Origin of the sequence: Streptomyces sp. BK208 (assembly GCF_004364245.1) — a bacterium.
GTDB lineage: Bacteria > Actinomycetota > Actinomycetes > Streptomycetales > Streptomycetaceae > Streptomyces.
On sequence record NZ_SOAV01000011.1, the window covers coordinates 25,348 to 41,766 of the forward strand.

At 72.2% G+C, this 16,419-nt stretch carries 15 protein-coding genes; 7 read left to right on the plus strand and 8 right to left on the minus strand.

What is annotated here, in order from left to right:
• The first annotated feature begins 271 nt into the window (after nucleotides 1-271).
• The 3 genes from EV562_RS25285 to EV562_RS25295 all read left to right on the plus strand — a co-directional run bounded on the left by EV562_RS25285 (nucleotide 272) and on the right by EV562_RS25295 (nucleotide 2,273).
• Nucleotides 272-631 (plus strand): hypothetical protein, encoded by a 360-nt coding sequence (locus EV562_RS25285; protein WP_243860165.1) that lies wholly within the window; start codon nucleotides 272-274, stop codon nucleotides 629-631.
• On the plus strand, nucleotides 628-1,548 hold the full coding sequence (locus EV562_RS25290; protein ID WP_133889159.1) for a hypothetical protein: 921 nt from the start codon (nucleotides 628-630) through the stop codon (nucleotides 1,546-1,548). Before EV562_RS25285 ends, EV562_RS25290 begins: the two co-directional genes overlap by 4 nt.
• Before the next feature lie 164 nt (nucleotides 1,549-1,712).
• Nucleotides 1,713-2,273, plus strand: a complete 561-nt coding sequence (locus EV562_RS25295; protein WP_133889160.1) for a pyridoxamine 5'-phosphate oxidase family protein — start codon at nucleotides 1,713-1,715, stop codon at nucleotides 2,271-2,273.
• Nucleotides 2,274-2,386: 113 nt separating this feature from the next.
• On the opposite strand, the gene EV562_RS25300 is transcribed toward EV562_RS25295, so the two are convergent.
• Entirely contained in the window at nucleotides 2,387-3,430 is a 1,044-nt protein-coding gene (locus tag EV562_RS25300) for an alpha/beta hydrolase family protein (protein ID WP_133889161.1), read from the minus strand.
• A gap of 185 nt (nucleotides 3,431-3,615) precedes the next feature.
• Nucleotides 3,616-4,401, minus strand: a complete 786-nt coding sequence (locus EV562_RS25305) for an SAM-dependent methyltransferase (protein WP_133889162.1) — start codon at nucleotides 4,399-4,401, stop codon at nucleotides 3,616-3,618.
• A 321-nt stretch (nucleotides 4,402-4,722) separates the two neighbouring features.
• On the opposite strand from EV562_RS25305, the gene EV562_RS25310 reads away from it, so the two are divergent.
• A complete protein-coding gene (locus EV562_RS25310) occupies nucleotides 4,723-5,427 on the plus strand; it encodes a hypothetical protein (RefSeq protein ID WP_133889163.1) in 705 nt (234 codons plus the stop codon).
• 26 nt (nucleotides 5,428-5,453) lie between these two features.
• A complete protein-coding gene (locus EV562_RS25315; protein ID WP_133889164.1) occupies nucleotides 5,454-5,843 on the plus strand; it encodes a hypothetical protein in 390 nt (129 codons plus the stop codon).
• 228 nt (nucleotides 5,844-6,071) lie between these two features.
• On the opposite strand, the gene EV562_RS25320 is transcribed toward EV562_RS25315, so the two are convergent.
• From EV562_RS25320 to EV562_RS25340, 5 genes are all read right to left on the minus strand, one after another.
• Entirely contained in the window at nucleotides 6,072-7,961 is a 1,890-nt protein-coding gene (locus EV562_RS25320; protein ID WP_133889165.1) for a discoidin domain-containing protein, read from the minus strand.
• 153 nt (nucleotides 7,962-8,114) lie between these two features.
• Entirely contained in the window at nucleotides 8,115-9,473 is a 1,359-nt protein-coding gene (locus EV562_RS25325) for a GH1 family beta-glucosidase (RefSeq protein WP_133889166.1), read from the minus strand.
• Between the two features lie 44 nt (nucleotides 9,474-9,517).
• A complete protein-coding gene (locus EV562_RS25330; RefSeq protein WP_133889363.1) occupies nucleotides 9,518-10,357 on the minus strand; it encodes a carbohydrate ABC transporter permease in 840 nt (279 codons plus the stop codon).
• A gap of 7 nt (nucleotides 10,358-10,364) precedes the next feature.
• Nucleotides 10,365-11,411, minus strand: a complete 1,047-nt coding sequence (locus tag EV562_RS25335; RefSeq protein WP_133889167.1) for a sugar ABC transporter permease — start codon at nucleotides 11,409-11,411, stop codon at nucleotides 10,365-10,367.
• Between the two features lie 55 nt (nucleotides 11,412-11,466).
• On the minus strand, nucleotides 11,467-12,783 hold the full coding sequence (locus EV562_RS25340; protein WP_133889168.1) for a sugar ABC transporter substrate-binding protein: 1,317 nt from the start codon (nucleotides 12,781-12,783) through the stop codon (nucleotides 11,467-11,469).
• A gap of 176 nt (nucleotides 12,784-12,959) precedes the next feature.
• Here EV562_RS25340 and EV562_RS25345 point away from each other — a divergent pair, with 176 nt between their 5' ends.
• A complete protein-coding gene (locus EV562_RS25345) occupies nucleotides 12,960-14,276 on the plus strand; it encodes an ROK family transcriptional regulator (protein WP_133889169.1) in 1,317 nt (438 codons plus the stop codon).
• A 365-nt stretch (nucleotides 14,277-14,641) separates the two neighbouring features.
• Complete coding sequence (locus EV562_RS25350) at nucleotides 14,642-15,295, plus strand: TetR/AcrR family transcriptional regulator (RefSeq protein WP_133889170.1); 654 nt, start codon at nucleotides 14,642-14,644, stop codon at nucleotides 15,293-15,295.
• 38 nt (nucleotides 15,296-15,333) lie between these two features.
• On the opposite strand, the gene EV562_RS25355 is transcribed toward EV562_RS25350, so the two are convergent.
• The gene (locus EV562_RS25355) at nucleotides 15,334-16,374 is read right to left on the minus strand and encodes a LacI family DNA-binding transcriptional regulator (protein ID WP_133889171.1); all 1,041 of its coding nucleotides are present in this window, start codon (nucleotides 16,372-16,374) and stop codon (nucleotides 15,334-15,336) included.
• Between the last annotated feature and the right edge of the window lie 45 nt (nucleotides 16,375-16,419).

Here is a 16,419-nt window from a genome sequence, read left to right on the forward strand (position 1 = left end):
GGGTGAGAGGACGGCCGGCACGGCGTCTGTCGACTGACGACCTGACTGCTGACGACCGTCTCGCCGGCTGACGAGCTGACGACCTGACGACTGACGACCTGACGACCTGACGACCGACAGCCGGCAGCCGGCAGCCGGCAGCCGCAGCGACGGCCGACGTACAATCGCGCGACCGACATCCGGCGTCCGAGGGGGAACGGTGGAGAGCGCAACCGGCGGGCGAGGCGGACTGCCAGGCGGACACGCCCGGTTGGGCGAACTGTGCCGGCGGATGACGGACGCGTCGGGGTCGCTCGTGCTCGGTGAGCGCGGGGTGCGGCTCGTCGAGTCCATCACCGCCGAACTGCGTGGCGGCCGGGCTCCCGAGGAACTCGACGAGTTCTTCGACGAGTTGGAGGAGGAGCTGCTCGCGGCCGGGCACAGCGCGGGTCTGGGTTCCTACCGCACCACCCCGACACCGCTCACGCCCTCCTTCCAGCGTCTCCCGGTCTCCGGGCCCGCGCACCCGGCCCTGCACGTGCTGGCGTGTCCGCGGGGGCACTGCGGGCGGGTGGAGGCCCCCGGCGACGATGCCCCGCGCCCCGGCTGCCGGATCTTCGACCAGCCCTTGCGCACGGTCCCCCTCCGGTGACCAGCGCCTTTCTCAGCGCACTGGGCGGCCGCATCGCCGAGCGCTGGCTGGCCGCGCTGGCCCTGCCGGGACTGCTCTTCCTCGCCGCCGCCGGCGCGGCCACGGTGCTGGGGCACGCACACTGGTCCGACGTCGAGCGGCTGCGGGACCGGGTCGACACGCTGTCCGCCTCCCCCGCGTCCCACAGCGCCGGCACGGTCGTCCTGGTGGCCCTGGGTGTGCTGGCCGGTGCCGCGGTGACCGGCGCCGCCGCCCAGGTTCTGGGCTCGGGTGTGGAACTCCTGTGGTGCGCGCAGCCGCACGGCCCCGTACTGCGCTCCGTCGCCGACCGCCGCCTGCGCCGCTGGCGTGCGGCCGACGCGCGGTTCCGCACCGCGCTGGTGGCTGCCGGCCGCGCCCGCATCGAGGGATCGGACGACGCCGACCGGCTGACCGGCATCGCCGAGCGCCGCCACGCGGAACGGGACCGCATCGCCTCGGTGCCGCCGCGTCACCCCTTCGCGATGGGCGACCGGCTCGCCGTACCCGCACAGCGCCTGTGGCGGGCCAACGGGCTGGACCTGACGGCCGCCTGGCCCCATCTGTGGCTCCTGGCCGCCGACGGCACCCGCGGCGAACTGCAGGCCGCCCGTCTCCGGTTCACCGCGTCGGCACGCCTGTGCGCCTGGGGCGCCGGGTATCTGGTGATGGGTCTGTGGTGGTGGCCCGCGGCACTGGCCGGGGTCGTCGCCGTCGCCTCGGGGGTACGGCGCGGTCACGCGGCCGCGGACGCCTTCGCGGAACTCACCGAAGCCCTGGCCGACCTGCACGTGCGGGACCTGGCGGCAGCGCTGGGCGTCGAGCACGAGGGCGTCGACGGCCGGGCGCTCGGCGAACGCCTCACACGGCTGCTGCGCAAGGAGTCGGGCACCGCGTAGGCGGTCGGAGTGGGGCTGGGGGTGGCCTGTCGTCCAAGACGCCGCCTCCGACGCCGTCGCCCGCGCACCCGGCCCGAACGGCCGGCGGCGAAAAGGGGACGGCGTACCGATGATGTCCGGTCCGGCCGGCAGTCGTTGTGTGGACGACAGCGAGGAGATACGCCATGCCCATGGAACGACCCGAGGTCCAGCGACCCACGACCGAGCTCGATGCCCGCTACAGCTCCGCACTCAACCCCCGCCCGGGCGCCGAGGACGTCACCGCCACCGAGTGGGCCGAAGCCCGCGGGCGCGTCGCGGCCGCCGAGATCTACTGGGTGGTGACGGTGCGCCCCGGCGGCGGGCCGCACATCACGCCGGCGATCGCGGCCTGGCACGACGGCGTGCTGTATTTCTCCACCGGACCGGGTGAGCAGAAGGCCAGGAACCTGGCCCATGACGCACACTGTGCGCTGCTCACGGGTTCGAATTCACTCACCGAGGGGTTCGACCTGGTCGTGGAGGGCGAGGCGGAGCGGGTCGGGGATCCAGCGGTGCTGGAGGAGGTGATCGCCGCGTACGAGGAGAAGTACGGGGCGCACATCACGTCACCCGAAGGCACCTTCCACGGCATCGGGGACGCCATGCGGAGCGGGAACGCGGTGCTGTTCGCCGTGTCCCCTGTCACCGCGTACGGCTTCGGGCGGGACGAGGGGGTCTACAGCCATACGCGGTGGTCGTTCTGAGGCGCCCCGGGGAGACGTAGGGGCGTGGGCGCGACGCACCGGTGTCGCGCCCCACCCCGGCCCGGGCGGCGGGGCTCGGGCTCACGAGTCCGCGATCTCGTGCGGTGACGGGGTCAGCCGCGGCCGGTGCCGGTGCCCAGCGCCCCGAGCAGCATCGGCAGTGAGGCGTGCAGTTCCCGCTCCCAGTAGGCCCATCCGTGGGTCCCCGGGCCGTAGAAGTTCGTCGTCACGTGTCGCGCGCCGACGCGGTTCAGCTCGGCGGCGAGCGCGTGGTTCTGGCGGTTGAAGTCGGCCTCCAGCGCGCTCGTGGCGCCCGGTGGGTCCAGGGGGCCGGTGGTGCCGTCGCCGCAGGACAGGTAGACCGGGATCGGCCTCAGCCGCCCGGCGAGGTGGAAGGGATCGTGTGCCTGCCATATCCGGCGTTGGGCTACCGGGTCGCCCCAGACGCGGAGCGGGTCGTTGCCCTGGCCGGCGAAGAGGCCCATGATGCGGTCGACCGACTCGGTGTTCAGGAGGGGGTGGGCGGAGCCGGAGTAGGCCGCCGTCGCCTTGAACATCCCGGGATGCCGGGCGGCGTACAGCAGGGCGCCCTGACCGCCCATGGACAGGCCCGCCACCACACGGTCGTTCCCGGCGCCCCAGTCGCGTTCCAGGAGCCGGCGCAGCTCCTCGGTGTGGAAGGTCTCCCAGGCCGGGTCGCCGCCCTCCCCGTGGTTCCACCAGTCGCTGTACCAGCCGTTCCAACCGGCCTCGGGCATCACGACCAGGACGTCGCTCAGGCTCTCCGTCTCCGCCACGTCCGTCATGCTCGTCCACGACGTGTAGTCGCCGCAGCAGCCGTGCAGGAGCCAGAGGGTGGGCCAGTGCTGACGGTGGCCGCCCCGGGCGTGAGGGCTCCAGCCGTCGGGGGTGAGCAGGCGGACGTCGACCGTACGGCCGCCCAGGGCCGTGGACCGGACGGACAGGTCGACCTGTCGGTCCGCGACCTGGGTGACGGCGACGACTTCGGCACCGGTGCCGGGGTGGCGGCCGGTGTCCTGTTGCCCGGCGGCCAGCGCTCCCGGGGCCGTCGGCGCGAGGACGGCGAGCAGGACGGCGAGGACCAGGAGGACTCTGGCGCGCAGAGGGCTTCGGGCGGTGGGCACGTTCGCGAACACGGCGGCTCCCTGGGTGGGTGGCTGATCGTGGTGCGGTGGTGCGGTGCAAGTGTGCGGTGCGGGTGTGCGGCGGCGTCGGCCGGCGTGCGGTCGGGGTCCGTGTCAGCGGACGGCGAGGTGCGCCGGCTCACGTCGAGGCGGTCCGGAGGGGCCGGGGCCCGACCCCTCCGGACGGCTCGGACTGCTCAGGGGATGCGCGCGACGCCCACGTAGAAGCCGCTGCGTTCCCGCACCGGCGCCGGTTCCTCCTTGTACCACTCGGTGGCGAACACCAGGCCGGGGGCGACGAGTTGCAGTCCGTCGAAGAAGGGCTCGACCTCGCTCCGGGTCCGCATCCGCAGCGGGATCGCGCCCTTCTTGTACGCGGCCTCGGTCTCCTGCTGCAACTCCGGGTGCTGGTCGGCGGTGCCGTGCGAGAGGAACAGGTGGCTGCCCCGGGGGAGGGCGTCGACGAGGGTGCGCACGACGCGGTACGGGTCCTCGTCGTCGGGCAGGAAGTGCAGGAGGGCGATCAGCGAGAGGGCGACGGGACGGTCGAAGTCCAGGATCTCGCGGGCGCGTTCGAGAATCGTCGCGGGCTGCCGTACGTCGGCGAGGATGAAGTCGGTGGCACCCTCGTGGCTGCTGGTCAGCAGCGCCTCGGCGTGGCGCAGGACGATCGGGTCGTTGTCCGCGTACACGATCCGGGCGTCGGGCCTGATCGCCTGCACGATCTGGTGCAGGTTGGGTTCGGTGGGGATGCCGGTGCCGATGTCCAGGAACTGGTCGACGCCGTTCTTCGCCAGCCAGGCCGCCGCGCGATGCATGAACGCCCGGTTCCGGGCCGCGTTGCCCCGCGCCTCCGCCGGGAGGGTCTCACCGACCTGCTGATCGACGGGGTAGTTGTCCTTGCCGCCCAGCAGCCAGTCGTAGACGCGGGCCGGGTGCGGCTTGCTCGTGTCGATGTGGGGCCTGGGTGCACCTATGGTCACAGGACGCTCCTCCGTACGCGTGGACGCCGACGGTTCGTCAGCCTATCCGGAGCCGCCCTGGTCCCTCCCGTGGTGCTGCCGGCCACTGGAGGGGCGGCCGGGGGTGCGCATCGGCCGGTTCCGAGGGGGCTCAGATCTCGCTCAAGAACTTGTCCCGAAGCGTACCCACAAGTAATGATCTTCCCGTTGTGCCCTCGACGTGACCGCCTGACCAGCGGTTTCGTGGCGAGGTGCGGAGGCGCGGGAAACCGGACGCGCCGTGAGACGAACGAAGTCCGCAACCGAAGTTCGAAACTGGGGGAAGACGTGACCACGTCATCCATGCACGAAACCCGCCCGACTGCCGTGCGCGACGGCCATGGGCTCGGCGGCAGAAAGCGGCTGCGCGAGGTCGCCGCCCTCACCGCGGCCGCGGTGGCCTTGGGTGTGGCGGCACCGCTGGCGAGCGCGAACGCCGCCGAGCGGAGCACCTCGGCGCCGCACACGGCGGTGTCGGCAACGCCCGCGTTCGCGTCGCTCGCGTCCGCACCCGCCCTCGGGGCACGAGTCGGGCCGGCCGGGTCGGAAGGGCTCGACGGACTCGACGGACTGGAAGGCCTCGACGACGAGGCCGCTCTCGCCGGGCTCGAAGAGGCGCTCCGTCTCATCACCGAGATTCCCGACGAGGTGCTGGCCCAGGGCCGGGCAGCCACCGAGCAGTGGCTCCGGGACCGCTTGGGGGACTCCTCGGCCACCGGCGGCCTCGTCCAGCCGATGAAGTTCAGTGCCGGCGGCTGTGCCCGGGGCATCTTGTTGGCCGTGGGGTCGAACATCCTGGCCATCGGCAAGATCTACAAGGTGAAGAAGGCCATCGACAAGCTCGGCGGCATCAAGAAGGTCGTCAAGAAGATCCAGGACAAGAAGAAGCGCGGCAAGAAGAGCTTCAAGAAGGCGATCATGGAGGTCTTCGAGGAGAGCGGCACGGGCATCGGAGCGATCGCCGCCGAGATCCTCGGCGTGGACCAGGTCATCAAGCACTGCTGGTGAACCGCCGTAGGACAAGGAGTCGCATCATGCACACAGTCGCTGTCGCACTGCAGTGGGCGGTTCTCGTCGCGGGTGGCGTCGTGCTGGTCTCGGCCGTGGTGAGCGCGGTACGGGTCGGGCTGGCGGGCGCCGGAGCCGGGAAGGCCGTCGAGTACCTGGAACGCCGCTGGTTCGGTGCCGGGTCGGTACTGCTCGCGCTGCTCACCGGCGCCGTGGCCATGGTCGGTGCCGGACGCCTCACGGGGGGCGGCGTCGGCATCGAGGAGGCCGCGCTCGTCGTCTTCCCGCTCGCTCTCGTGGCCTCCTTCGCCGTGCGCAGGCTCACCACTCGGAGCGCGCACCGCACGGCGGCACGGGTGTCGGGGCTCGTCCTCCTGCCCGCGCTGCTCGGTGCGGTGATGTCGGCCGCCGGCTGAACGGCCGCCCCACCGGGCCGCCTGCCCGGCCGCACATCACCGGACCGCACACCACTGGCCGGCCCCACCACCGGGTCGCGGCAGGGCCGCCGGATCCCCCCAGGGGTGTCCGGCGGCCCTGCCGATCCGGCGGGTGCGGTCGAGGCCCACGCGTCCCTGCCCGTCCTCCCGTTCACGGGCACCGGACACGCCGCCGCACCGCACCGCACTGCACCGCTCCGCGCCGGATCACCCCTTCTGTTCCACCTTCACCCAGTCCACCTCCGCCTGTACTCCCCCGCCCGCGATCCGGTCCACGCTGGACTGCGGCAGCCCCCAGTACGGGCTGGTGACCTTGTTCCAGCCCGCCGGGTAGGCGCCGCCGAGCGCGAGGTTGAGGATGACGTACTGGTTGTGGTCGAAGACCCAGGCACCGCGCGTCGACTCCAGCTTGTTGCGGGTGGTCTCCTGGACCACGCGGTCGTCGACGGAGAACTTCATGCCCGTCGGCGTCCACTCCACCGCGTAGGTGTGCCACTGGTCGGCCCGCCCGCCGCCCGGGTACACCTGGCGTGCGCCGATGTTGCCGTCGGCCGAGTAGCCGGGGCCGTGCAGGGCGGTGCTGGTCCAGTCGCCGTAGCCGATGTTCTCCATGATGTCGGTCTCGCCCGAGGCGGGCCAGGACACGGAGGGGTCGTCGACGTTGCTGCCGAGCAGCCAGAAGGCGGGCCAGAAGCCGTCGCCGACGGGGAGTTTCATACGGGCGCTGACCCGGCCGTAGGTGAAGTCGAACTTGGTGTTGGTGTCGATGCGGCCGGAGGTGAAGTCGTAGGTGCCGCCGCCTGCCTTCGTGCAGCCCTTGCAGTGCTTGGCGCGCAGGACCAGGGCGCCGTTCTCCAGGCGGATGTTGTCGGCCGAGTCGACGTAGGCCTGCGACTCGCCGTTGACGGAGCCCATCTCGGTGCCGGTGCGGACGACCCGCCACTTGCCGCGGTCCAGCGCGGCCGAGGTGAAGTCGTCGAAGAACGTGGTGCGGTAGGCGCCGGACTGCTCGCCGGGCAGCGCCGGGTAGGCGGCGGCCGCGCTGCCTCCCGTGCCCCAGACCTCGAACTCGTAGAGCGAGTAGCCGAACTGGGCGGTGGCCGGGGCCGGGTTGTAGAAGGAGCGGCGTTCCTTGCCGAGCATGCGGACGTAGCGGCCGGTCACGGGTTGGGGGAGGCGGACGGTGTCGTGGCGGCCGGTGGCCTCGCCCGGGGCCTTGACGTCCGCCCGGCGGGCGGCGACCTCGGCGGCCGAGGGCCGGTACACCGTGCGCCAGGTGCGGTTGTCGTCGGAGACCTGGAGTTCGTAGTCGACGGCGTAGGCCGCCTCCCAGTACAGGTCCACCGTGTCGACGGTCGAGGTGGCGCCGAGGTCGACGGAGACCCAGCGGTCGGCGTTCCAGTCGCTGGACCAGCGGGTGGCGTCGCCCCTGAGGTCGGCGGGGCGGCCGCCGTCGGTGACGAACGCCGGTGAGGCGCCCGCGTGCTGGTAGACGTTCGAGTACGCCGGGTGGTTCAGGGCGAGGTTGGTGCGGGTGGTGGACGCGGGGGCCTGTTCGCCGCCGTAGACCTTGAAGGAGTAGAGGGAGTAGCCGTAGGGAGTGGCGCGTTCGACGCCGCGCATGCGGACGTAGCGCGCCCGCACCTCCTGCGGGTAGGTGTGCGCGGTGACCGATCCGCCGGAGCCGGCCGTCTCCGTGTAGAAGGGCTTCCAGTCGGTGCCGTTGGTGGACGCCTCCAGGACGTATCTCTTGCCGTAGGCGGCCTCCCAGTCCAGCGTCACCCGGTCGACGCGGATCGTCGTCCCGAGGTCGACGCGGATCCAGGCGGTGTCGTTGAAGTCGCTGGACCAGCGGGTGCCGCCGTCGCCGTCGAAGGCGAGGCCGGGCGCGGTGCCGGCGTTCTCGCTGGCCGAGGCGGTGACCGCGGCCGGGGCGGCGGCGTAGGCGGCGGCAGCGCGGTCGGTGTCCCAGGCCGCTGCCGCCGCGGCGGACGGTTCGGCGGCGGCCGGGGTGACGGCGGTGAGGGACGGGACGGCGGCCAGCAGGGTGAGCGTGGTCAGAGCGGTGATGAGGGTGCGGGGGGTACGGGACGGCATGCGGTTCTTCTCCTTGGGTCGGTGGGGAACCTGCGCTTCGTCGCGCGGAGGCGAACACTCTCGCTATGGCATGTACCTGTCATTAATGTTCGGCGGAGAGGGGAGGGACCGTGGTGGGCCCGGACTCCCGCGTCCGGACCCACCACGGGGTTCTCAGGCGGCCCTGCGCTCCCTCCCCCGCGCCCGGCCGATGATGTCCGCGTAGTGGTGTCCGCTGCCCTTGATGGTGCGGGCCTGCGTCGCGTAGTCGACGTGGACCAGCCCGAAGCGCTTGTCGTAGCCGTACGCCCACTCGAAGTTGTCCAGCAGCGACCAGGCGAAGTAGCCGGCCAGCGGGGCTCCCCTGCGGGCGGCGGAGGCACAGGCGGCGAGGTGGGCCGTCAGGTACTCCTGGCGCTCGGGGTCGTCGATCGTGCCGTCGGGGCGGATCACGTCGGGGAAGGCGGAGCCGTTCTCGGTGACGTACAGCTTGCGTGCCCCGTACTCGTCGGTCAGGCGCAGCAGCAGGTCCTCGATGCCGCCGGCGTCGATCTCCCAGTCCATGCCGGTGCGCGGGACGCCGACGCGGCGGACGGTGCGGACGTGCGGCGCCGGCCCGGTGGGGTCGTCGGCGACGGTCTGGGGGAAGTAGTAGTTCAGGCCCAGCCAGTCCAGTGGGGTTCCGATCAGCTTCATGTCGCCGGGCTGTTCGGGGAGTTCGACGCCGTAGACCTCGCGCATGTCCTCCGGGAAGCCGCGGCCGTGGACCGGGTCCAGCCACCAGCGGTTGGTGTGGCCGTCCATGCGGCGGGCGGCCGCCAGGTCCTCCTCGCGGTCGGTGGCGGCGTGGATGGTGGAGAGGTTGTTGACGATGCCCACCTGGGCGTCCGGGGCCGCCGCTCGGATGGCCGCCGCCGCCAGGCCGTGGCCGAGGAGCAGGTGGTAGGAGGTGCGGACGGCCGCGGTCAGGTCGGTCCAGCCGGGGGCCATCTTGCCCTCCAGGTGGCCGATCCAGGCCGAGCACAGCGGCTCGTTGAGGGTGGCCCAGTGCCGGACGCGGTCACCGAGCCGTTCGGCGACCGCGGAGGCGTACGACGCGAAGTGCTCGGCGGTCGCGCGCTCGGGCCAGCCGCCGCGGTCCTGGAGCACCTGCGGCAGGTCCCAGTGGTAGAGGGTGACGGAGGGGGTGATGCCGGCCGCCAGCAGGTCGTCGACGAGCCGGTCGTAGAAGGCCAGGCCCTTGGCGTTGACCGGGCCGTCGCCGCCCGGTACGACACGGGGCCAGGCGACGGAGAGGCGGTAGGCGTTGGTGCCCAGCCGCCGCATCAGCTCGATGTCCTCGCGGGTGCGGTGGTAGTGGTCGCAGGCGACGTCGCCGTGGTCGTTGTTGTCGATCTTCCCGGGGGTGTGCGAGAAGGTGTCCCAGATCGACGGCGAACGTCCGTCCTCCGCGACGGCTCCCTCGATCTGGTACGCCGATGTGGCCGTGCCCCACAGGAAGTCGTCCGGGAGTGCGGCGAAGTCGATGGTCACGAAGGTCCCTTCGGGTTGGGGGTGGGGGCGCGGGGTCGTTCCGGTCACTTGACGGCTCCGGCCGTCAGGCCCGCCACGAGGTAGCGCTGGAGGAGCAGGAAGCCCGCGACGACCGGGACGCTCACGACCAGCGAGGCGGCCATGATCTGGTTCCAGTACACGTCGTTCTGCGTGGAGTAGCCCTGGAGGCCGACCGCGAGGGTGCGGGTGGCGTCGTTGGTCATGACGGAGGCGAAGAGGACTTCGCCCCAGGCGGTCATGAAGGCGTAGACGGCGACCGCGACGATGCCGGGGATCGCCGCGGGCACCACGACCTTGAACAGGGCGCGCAGCGGCCCGCAGCCGTCCACGAGGGCCGCCTCGTCCAGGTCGCGGGGCACCGAGTCGAAGTACCCGATCAGCATCCAGATGGAGAACGGCAGGGAGAAGGTCAGGTACGTGAGGATCAGGCCGCCCCGGGAGCCGAACAGGGCGATGCCGGTGGTGTTGCCGATGTTCACGTAGATCAGGAACAGGGGCAGCAGGAACAGGATGCCCGGGAACATCTGCGTGGACAGGACGGTCACGGAGAAGACGCGCTTGCCGCGGAACTCGTAGCGGCTGACGGCGTAGGCGGCGAACACGGCGATCACGACGGAGCAGACGGTCGCCGCGCCGGCCACGATCAGCGAGTTCACGAAGTACTTCGCCAGCGGGACCGTCGACCAGATGTCGATGTAGGGGCGGACGGTGAGGCCGCTCGGCAGCCAGTGGAACTGGCTGGAGACGTCCTCGAGGGGTTTCAGCGAGCTGGAGACCATGACGTACACCGGCAGCAGGACGAAGCCGGTGAGCAGGGTCAGGAACACGCGGCGGGTCCACATGAAGGAGCGCGGCGCCGCCATCGGGGACCTAGACATCGGCCGTCTTCCTCTCCTGGGTGTTCCGGGCGCGCCGGGGGGCCCGCGGGCCGCGTGGGGTCCTGGAGGTCAGGAACAGGTACACGCCCGTCACCACCAGCAGGAACAGCAGCAGCAGAACCGACATGGCGGAGCCGGTGCCGAAGTTCCAGGTGACGAACGACGACTGGTAGATGTGGATGGAGATCAGGTCGGCGGCCTCCGGCGCGGCCTTGCCGAACAGGACGAACGGCGTGTTGAAGTCGTTGAACGTCCACAGGAACAGCACCAGGACGAGGACCTGGTTGACGGGACGCAGCGACGGCAGGGTGATGCGGCGGATCTGCTGCCAGACCCCGGCGCCGTCCAGCGCGGCGGCCTCGTACAGCTCCTTGGGGATGTTCTGCAGGCCGGCCATGACGATGAGGAAGGCGAACGGCCAGCCCTTCCACACCGAGACGACGAGCAGCGCGATGAAGCTGTTGTCGCCGATCAGCCAGAAGGAGGGCTTGTCGGTGAGGCCGAGCTGGTCGTGCAGGACGTGGTTCACCAGGCCGTTGTCGTGCTGGAACATGAACGCCCAGGTGATGACGGCCGCGTAGACCGGCAGGGCGTACGGCACCAGGAAGATCGCGCGGAGCAGTCCCCGGCCGCGGAAGGCGTCCTGCATGCAGATCGCGGCGGCGGTGCCGATCAGCCAGCACAGGCCGACGGAGAGGATCGTGAAGGCGCAGGTGACCAGGAAGGAGTGGAGCAGCGCCTCGCCCACGGGGGCGTCGAAGTCCACCGACATGGTGAAGTTGTCGACGCCGGTCCACGGGGCGGTGGTCCAGTCGCGGATGTAGAACTGGGTGAGTTCCTTGAAGCTCATCACGATGCCGATGACCATCGGCACCAGGTGGACGAGGAGTTCGAGGAGCAGGGCCGGCAGGAGCAGCAGGTAGGGCAGGCCGATGCGGCGGATCCGCCCGGGACGGCGGCGGGGTTCGCGCGCCGTCCCGGGGGAGCTTGTGCCGACCGTCCGCTCGCCGGGCTGCGCCGAGGCGGTCGTGGTGGTCATGGCGAGGTCCGTGTCCGTGTCGGAGTCGGTGGGGCTGTGTCGCGAGTCAGGGCGCTCACTTGTTGGGCATCTGCTGCTGTGCCTTGGCGAGCTTCTCCTTGACGGACTCGGTGGTCACCTGGCGACCGGCCGCGGCGTCGGCGAAGAGTTCCTTGACGGCGGTGCCGACCGCGGTCTCGAACTGCGACTCGTCGGCCACCTGGGGCAGCGCGGCGGCACTCTTGGCGAGGGTCTCGCGCAGGACGGCGGTCGCCTGGGTGTTGAACGCCGGGTCGGACTGCGCGGCCTTGACCGGCGGGATGGAGCCGTACGCCTTGTTGAGGAGCTTCTGCTCGGCGTCGCTCGTCATGAACTTCACGAACTTGGTGGCGCCGTCGGCGTTGTCGGTGTTCTTGAAGACGGCCATGTTGATGCCGGCGACCATGGAGTTGGTGGCGGCGTCGGCGCCGGGGGTGCCGGAGGGGACGGGGGCGGGGGCGACGCCCCACTCGTCGTCCTTCATGCCCATCGTCTTGAAGGTGGCCGAGGCGGTCTGCCACAGCACCATCGCGGTCTTGCCCTTGGCGAAGTCGCTGAGGGACTGGTTCTGCGCGTACTCGGCGTTGCCGGGCGCGACGACCTTGTCCTTGGCCATCAGGTCGACGTACTGCTTGACGGCGGCGACCGCGCCGTCCGAGGTGAAGTCGGGCTTGCCGTCGGCGGTGAAGAAGTCGGCGCCGTGCTGCTTGGCGAGGACGAAGACCTGGTGGATGTTGTTGGACAGGTTGGAGCCCTCGGCGCCCAGGCCCCACTTGCCGTCCTTGGAGATCTTCTTGCCGGTCTCGACCAGCTCGTCCCAGGTGGCCGGGGGCTTGGTGATGCCGGCGTCGGCGAACATCTGCTTGTTGTAGTAGAGCGCGTAGGCCATCGAGTACAGCGGGACCGCGGCCGGGTCCTGGCCCTCGACGCCGGTGGAGCCGAGCGCGGAGTCGACGAAGCGGTCCTTGCCGCCGATCTTCTCGAAGTTCTTCGCGTCCCAGGGCAGCAGGGCACCGGTGGCCTGGAGGGAGGCGCTCCAGGTGTTGCCGATGTTCAGAACGTCGGGGCCCTGTCCCGAGGTGGTGGCGGTGAGGATCCGGTTGAGCAGGTCGGACCAGGGGACGACCTCCAGCTTGACCTTGATGCCGGTCTCCTTCTCGAACTTGTCGAGTTCGGGCTGGAGGACCTTCTTGTCGACCTCGACACTGGCGCCCTGGTTTGAGGCCCAGTAGGTGAGTTCCTTCGGCGAGTCGTTGGATCCGCCGCCCGAGGAGGAGCCTCCTCCGCAGGCCGTGGCGGCGAGTGCGAGAGACATGGTGACGGCGCCTACGGCCGCGGCTCGGATGCTGCGCATGGCTCCTGGGTTCCTTCCGGGAGTCGGTCGGGAAGTCCCGACGGCGGCTTCGGCTGTTTCCGTTCCGAAGCCCCTCATGGCTTAATTTAGGACGTGAGTTAAACCCCGAGAGAAAGACTCGTCAAGGTCTCGCGCAGCTTCGGCGCTCGCGCGAGGCCGCGGAAGGAAGGGGTCCGATGGCCAGGCACGGCGGGCGCACGGTCCGTGACCTGCGGCGGGAGAGCCGCAGCGCCGTTCTGCAACGGTTGTATTTCGACGGGCCGATGAGCAGGCTCGCACTGGGCTCGGCCGCGGGCCTGAGTTCGGGATCCGTCAGCAACGTGGTCGCCGAGCTGATGGCCGACGGGCTCGTGGAGGAGGCGGGCAGCCTCGGCGCGGACGGCGGCCGCCCGCGCACCCTCGTGCGCCTCACCGCCGGCCGGGGGCGCCTGGTCGGCGTCGACGTCGGCGAGACCCGCGTACGCGTGGAGCTGTTCGACCTGTCGATGTCCGAACTGGCCCGCACGGAGCGTGTCCTGCCCGGGCACGGGTCGCGCTCGTACGACGTCGGCGTGGTCGCGGGGCACATCCTCGACGGTGTCGCGGAGGTGCTCGGCGCCGACGGCCCGGCGCGGGACCCCGGTGAGCTGCTGGGCGTGGGCATCGGTGTCCCCGGCATCGTCGAACGCACCGCCGCGGGCACCCTGGTGCACGGTCAGACCGTCGGCTGGGACGCGGTCCCGCTGGAGGCGCTGCTGCGCGACTCGGGCCGGCTGCCCCCGCACGTGCCGCTGTTCATCGACAACGGCGCCAAGACGCTGGGGCAGGCGGAGATGTGGTTCGGCGGCGGACGGGGCGCGCACAACGCCGTGGTCGTGCTCTTCGGTTCCGGCGTCGGCGCGTGCGTCGTCACCGACGAGGTGGAGCAGGGGCGTGCGGTGGAGTGGGGGCACCTGACGGTACGGGTGCGGGGGCGCCGGTGCCGGTGCGGCGCACGGGGGTGCCTGGAGGCGTACGCGGGCGCGGAGGCGCTGCTCGCGCGGTGGCGGGAGGCGGGCGGCGAGCCACCGCCCGGCGCCGACGAGGAGGCCGCGCTGACCGCGCTGCTGTCCGCCGCCCGGCCCGGAGCGGGCCGTGCACCGGACCCGGTGGCCGCCGAGATCCTCGCGGAGACCGCCGAGTACCTGGGCGCGGGGCTGGCCGACCTCGTCAATCTCTTCCAGCCCGAACGCGTCCTGGTGGGCGGCTGGGCCGGGCTCCAGCTCGGTCCGGCGTTCCTGGAGACGGTGCGGAGCCACACCCTGGCCCACGCCCTGCGTCACCCCGCCGGACGGGTGGGCATCGCCCTGGGCCGCCTCGGCCCCGACGCGGTGACGGTGGGCGCCGCGATCCTGCCGCTGGCGGCGTTCTTCGCCCGAGGCGGCCGGCGCGTGCCGGTCGACTCGCCCGCGCCGGTCCCGGCCTGGCGAGCGGCGCTCGGGGGGAGGCTGGCGGGACAGCGGGTCGGGGGATGAGGGCGCGCGCGGCGCGGGCGGGACGGCCGGCCTGCTCTCCGACGCCGGTGCCGGTGTGCCGGTGTGCCGGTGCGGCAGGGGAACCCGGGCCGGACAGCCGGGCGGACGGTAGGGGCGCGCACGACGCGGGCGTACCGGCCGGAGGACGCACACGCGGCGCGGAACGGCCGACTCCCCCGTACCCGTGCCGGTGCCGGTGCCGGTGCCGGTGCCGGTGCCGGTGCCGGTGCCGGTGCGGCAGGGGAACGCGGGCCGGACAGCGGAACGCGGACCGGGGCAGGCGCGTGGCGTGGGCGGGGGGAGGTGCGAGGATGGGGTCGTGCCGAGCGGGCGGGGCGGCCGGGAGCGTGAGGGAGGACGACGGGATGGCAGGCCGGAGGCGCTGGTCGACCGAGCAGATCCTGGACGCGGCGGCGGAGCTGCTGCTCGCGGGTGACGCCGAGACGTTCAGCGTGCGCAAGCTCGCCGCGGCGCTGGGGACCGACTCCTCCAGTCTCTACCGGCACTTCCGCAACAAGACCGAGCTGCTGCGCGCGGTCGCCGACCGGATCCTGCTGTCCGCCATGGAGGGGTACCGGCCCGAGGGCGACTGGAAGCAGCGCCTCACCGCCGTGGCCCTGCGCCTGCGCGCGGCGTTCGGACGGCAGCCGCAGCTCGCCGCGGTCTGGGGGCGCCACGGGTCCGGGGGTACCGGCTCCCGCCTGATGATGGAAGAGGTGCTGCAGGCGCTGCGCGCCTCGGGCCTGCCGGACGACCGGATCCCGGCGCACTACCACCGGCTCGTCGTCCTGATCGCCTCCCTGGTCACCGCCGAGGGCGGCTTCGGTGCCGTCGGCGCCCAGGAGCACGAGCAGGGCATGGAGCAGTTCCGGGTCGCCGTGCTGGGCGCGGATCCCGAACGCTTCCCCGCGCTGGCCCACTTCGCCCGTGAGATCCGCCCGCTCGGGGCGGACCGCGACGCCGCCTTCGAGGAGATCCTCGCCGTCCACCTCGCCCACATCGAGACCGCGCTTCGCTGAGCGCCGGCCGCCGGTGCCGCCGACCGCCGGCCCGACCGCTACGCCGAGTCCCGCACCACCAGTTCCGGGTCGAAGATCACCGACGTGGGTTCGGTGCGCACGCCCTTGATGTGGTCGTCGAGAAGGCGTGCCATCGTGGCCGCCATCTCCTCCACCGGCTGCCGTACGGTGGTCAGCCGGGGCCGGCAGGTCACGGCCACGCTTGAGTCGTCGAAGCCGACGACCGCGACGTCCTGCGGCACCCGGCGCCCGTGGTCGCGCAGCACCTGGACGGCACCCTGGGCCATCAGGTCGTTGGCGGTGAACACGCCGTCGGTGTCCGGGTGTTCGGCGAGCAGCGAGGTCATCGCGGCCATGCCGCTGTCCACCGTGAAGCCGCCCTCGGCCACCGGCACGTACGGGTGCCCGTGCCGGGCCAGGGTGTCGCGGAAGCCGGCCAGGCGCTCCTGGCCGGCCGCGAGTGCCAGCGGACCGGTGACGGTGGCTATCCGGCGGCACCCCCGCTCCAGCAGGTGCTCGGCGGCGAGCCGGCCTCCGTCGCGGTGGGCGAGGTCGACGTAGCTGAGCGGCACCGGTCGCCCCGGGCGGGCGAACAGCACCGCCGGCAGTCCCGCACCGGCGAGCAGCGCGGGCAGCGGGTCGTCGGGGTGCGTGGACACCACCAGGGCGCCGTCCGCGCCGCCCTGCCTGAGGTAGGCGACGACCTCCTGCCGGGCCTCGGGCGTCTCGGCGAACATCAGCACCGGGTGCATCCCGCGCGGCCTGAGGTGCCCGACCACGCCGCCGACGACGCGGCCGAAGAACGGGTCGGCGAACACCCGCGTGGCGAAGGCGTTCTGCTCCGCGTCGGAGGCGTCGCCCGCGCCGGAGACGACCAGGGCGACCGTCGTCGTGCGCCGGGTGACCAGCTGCCTGGCGGCCTGGTTGGGGGCGTACCCGGTCCGTTCGATGGCCCGGCGGACCAGGTCCTGGATGGCCGGGTCCACGTTGCGGACGCCGTTGACCACCCGCGAGACGGTGGCCCGGGAGACGCCGGCCTCCCGGGCCACGTCCTCCAGGGTCGGGGCCTGTCTGCTCATGCCCGCACCTTAACCGGCACGGTCCGGCGGGTGGTAGAGCGCTCT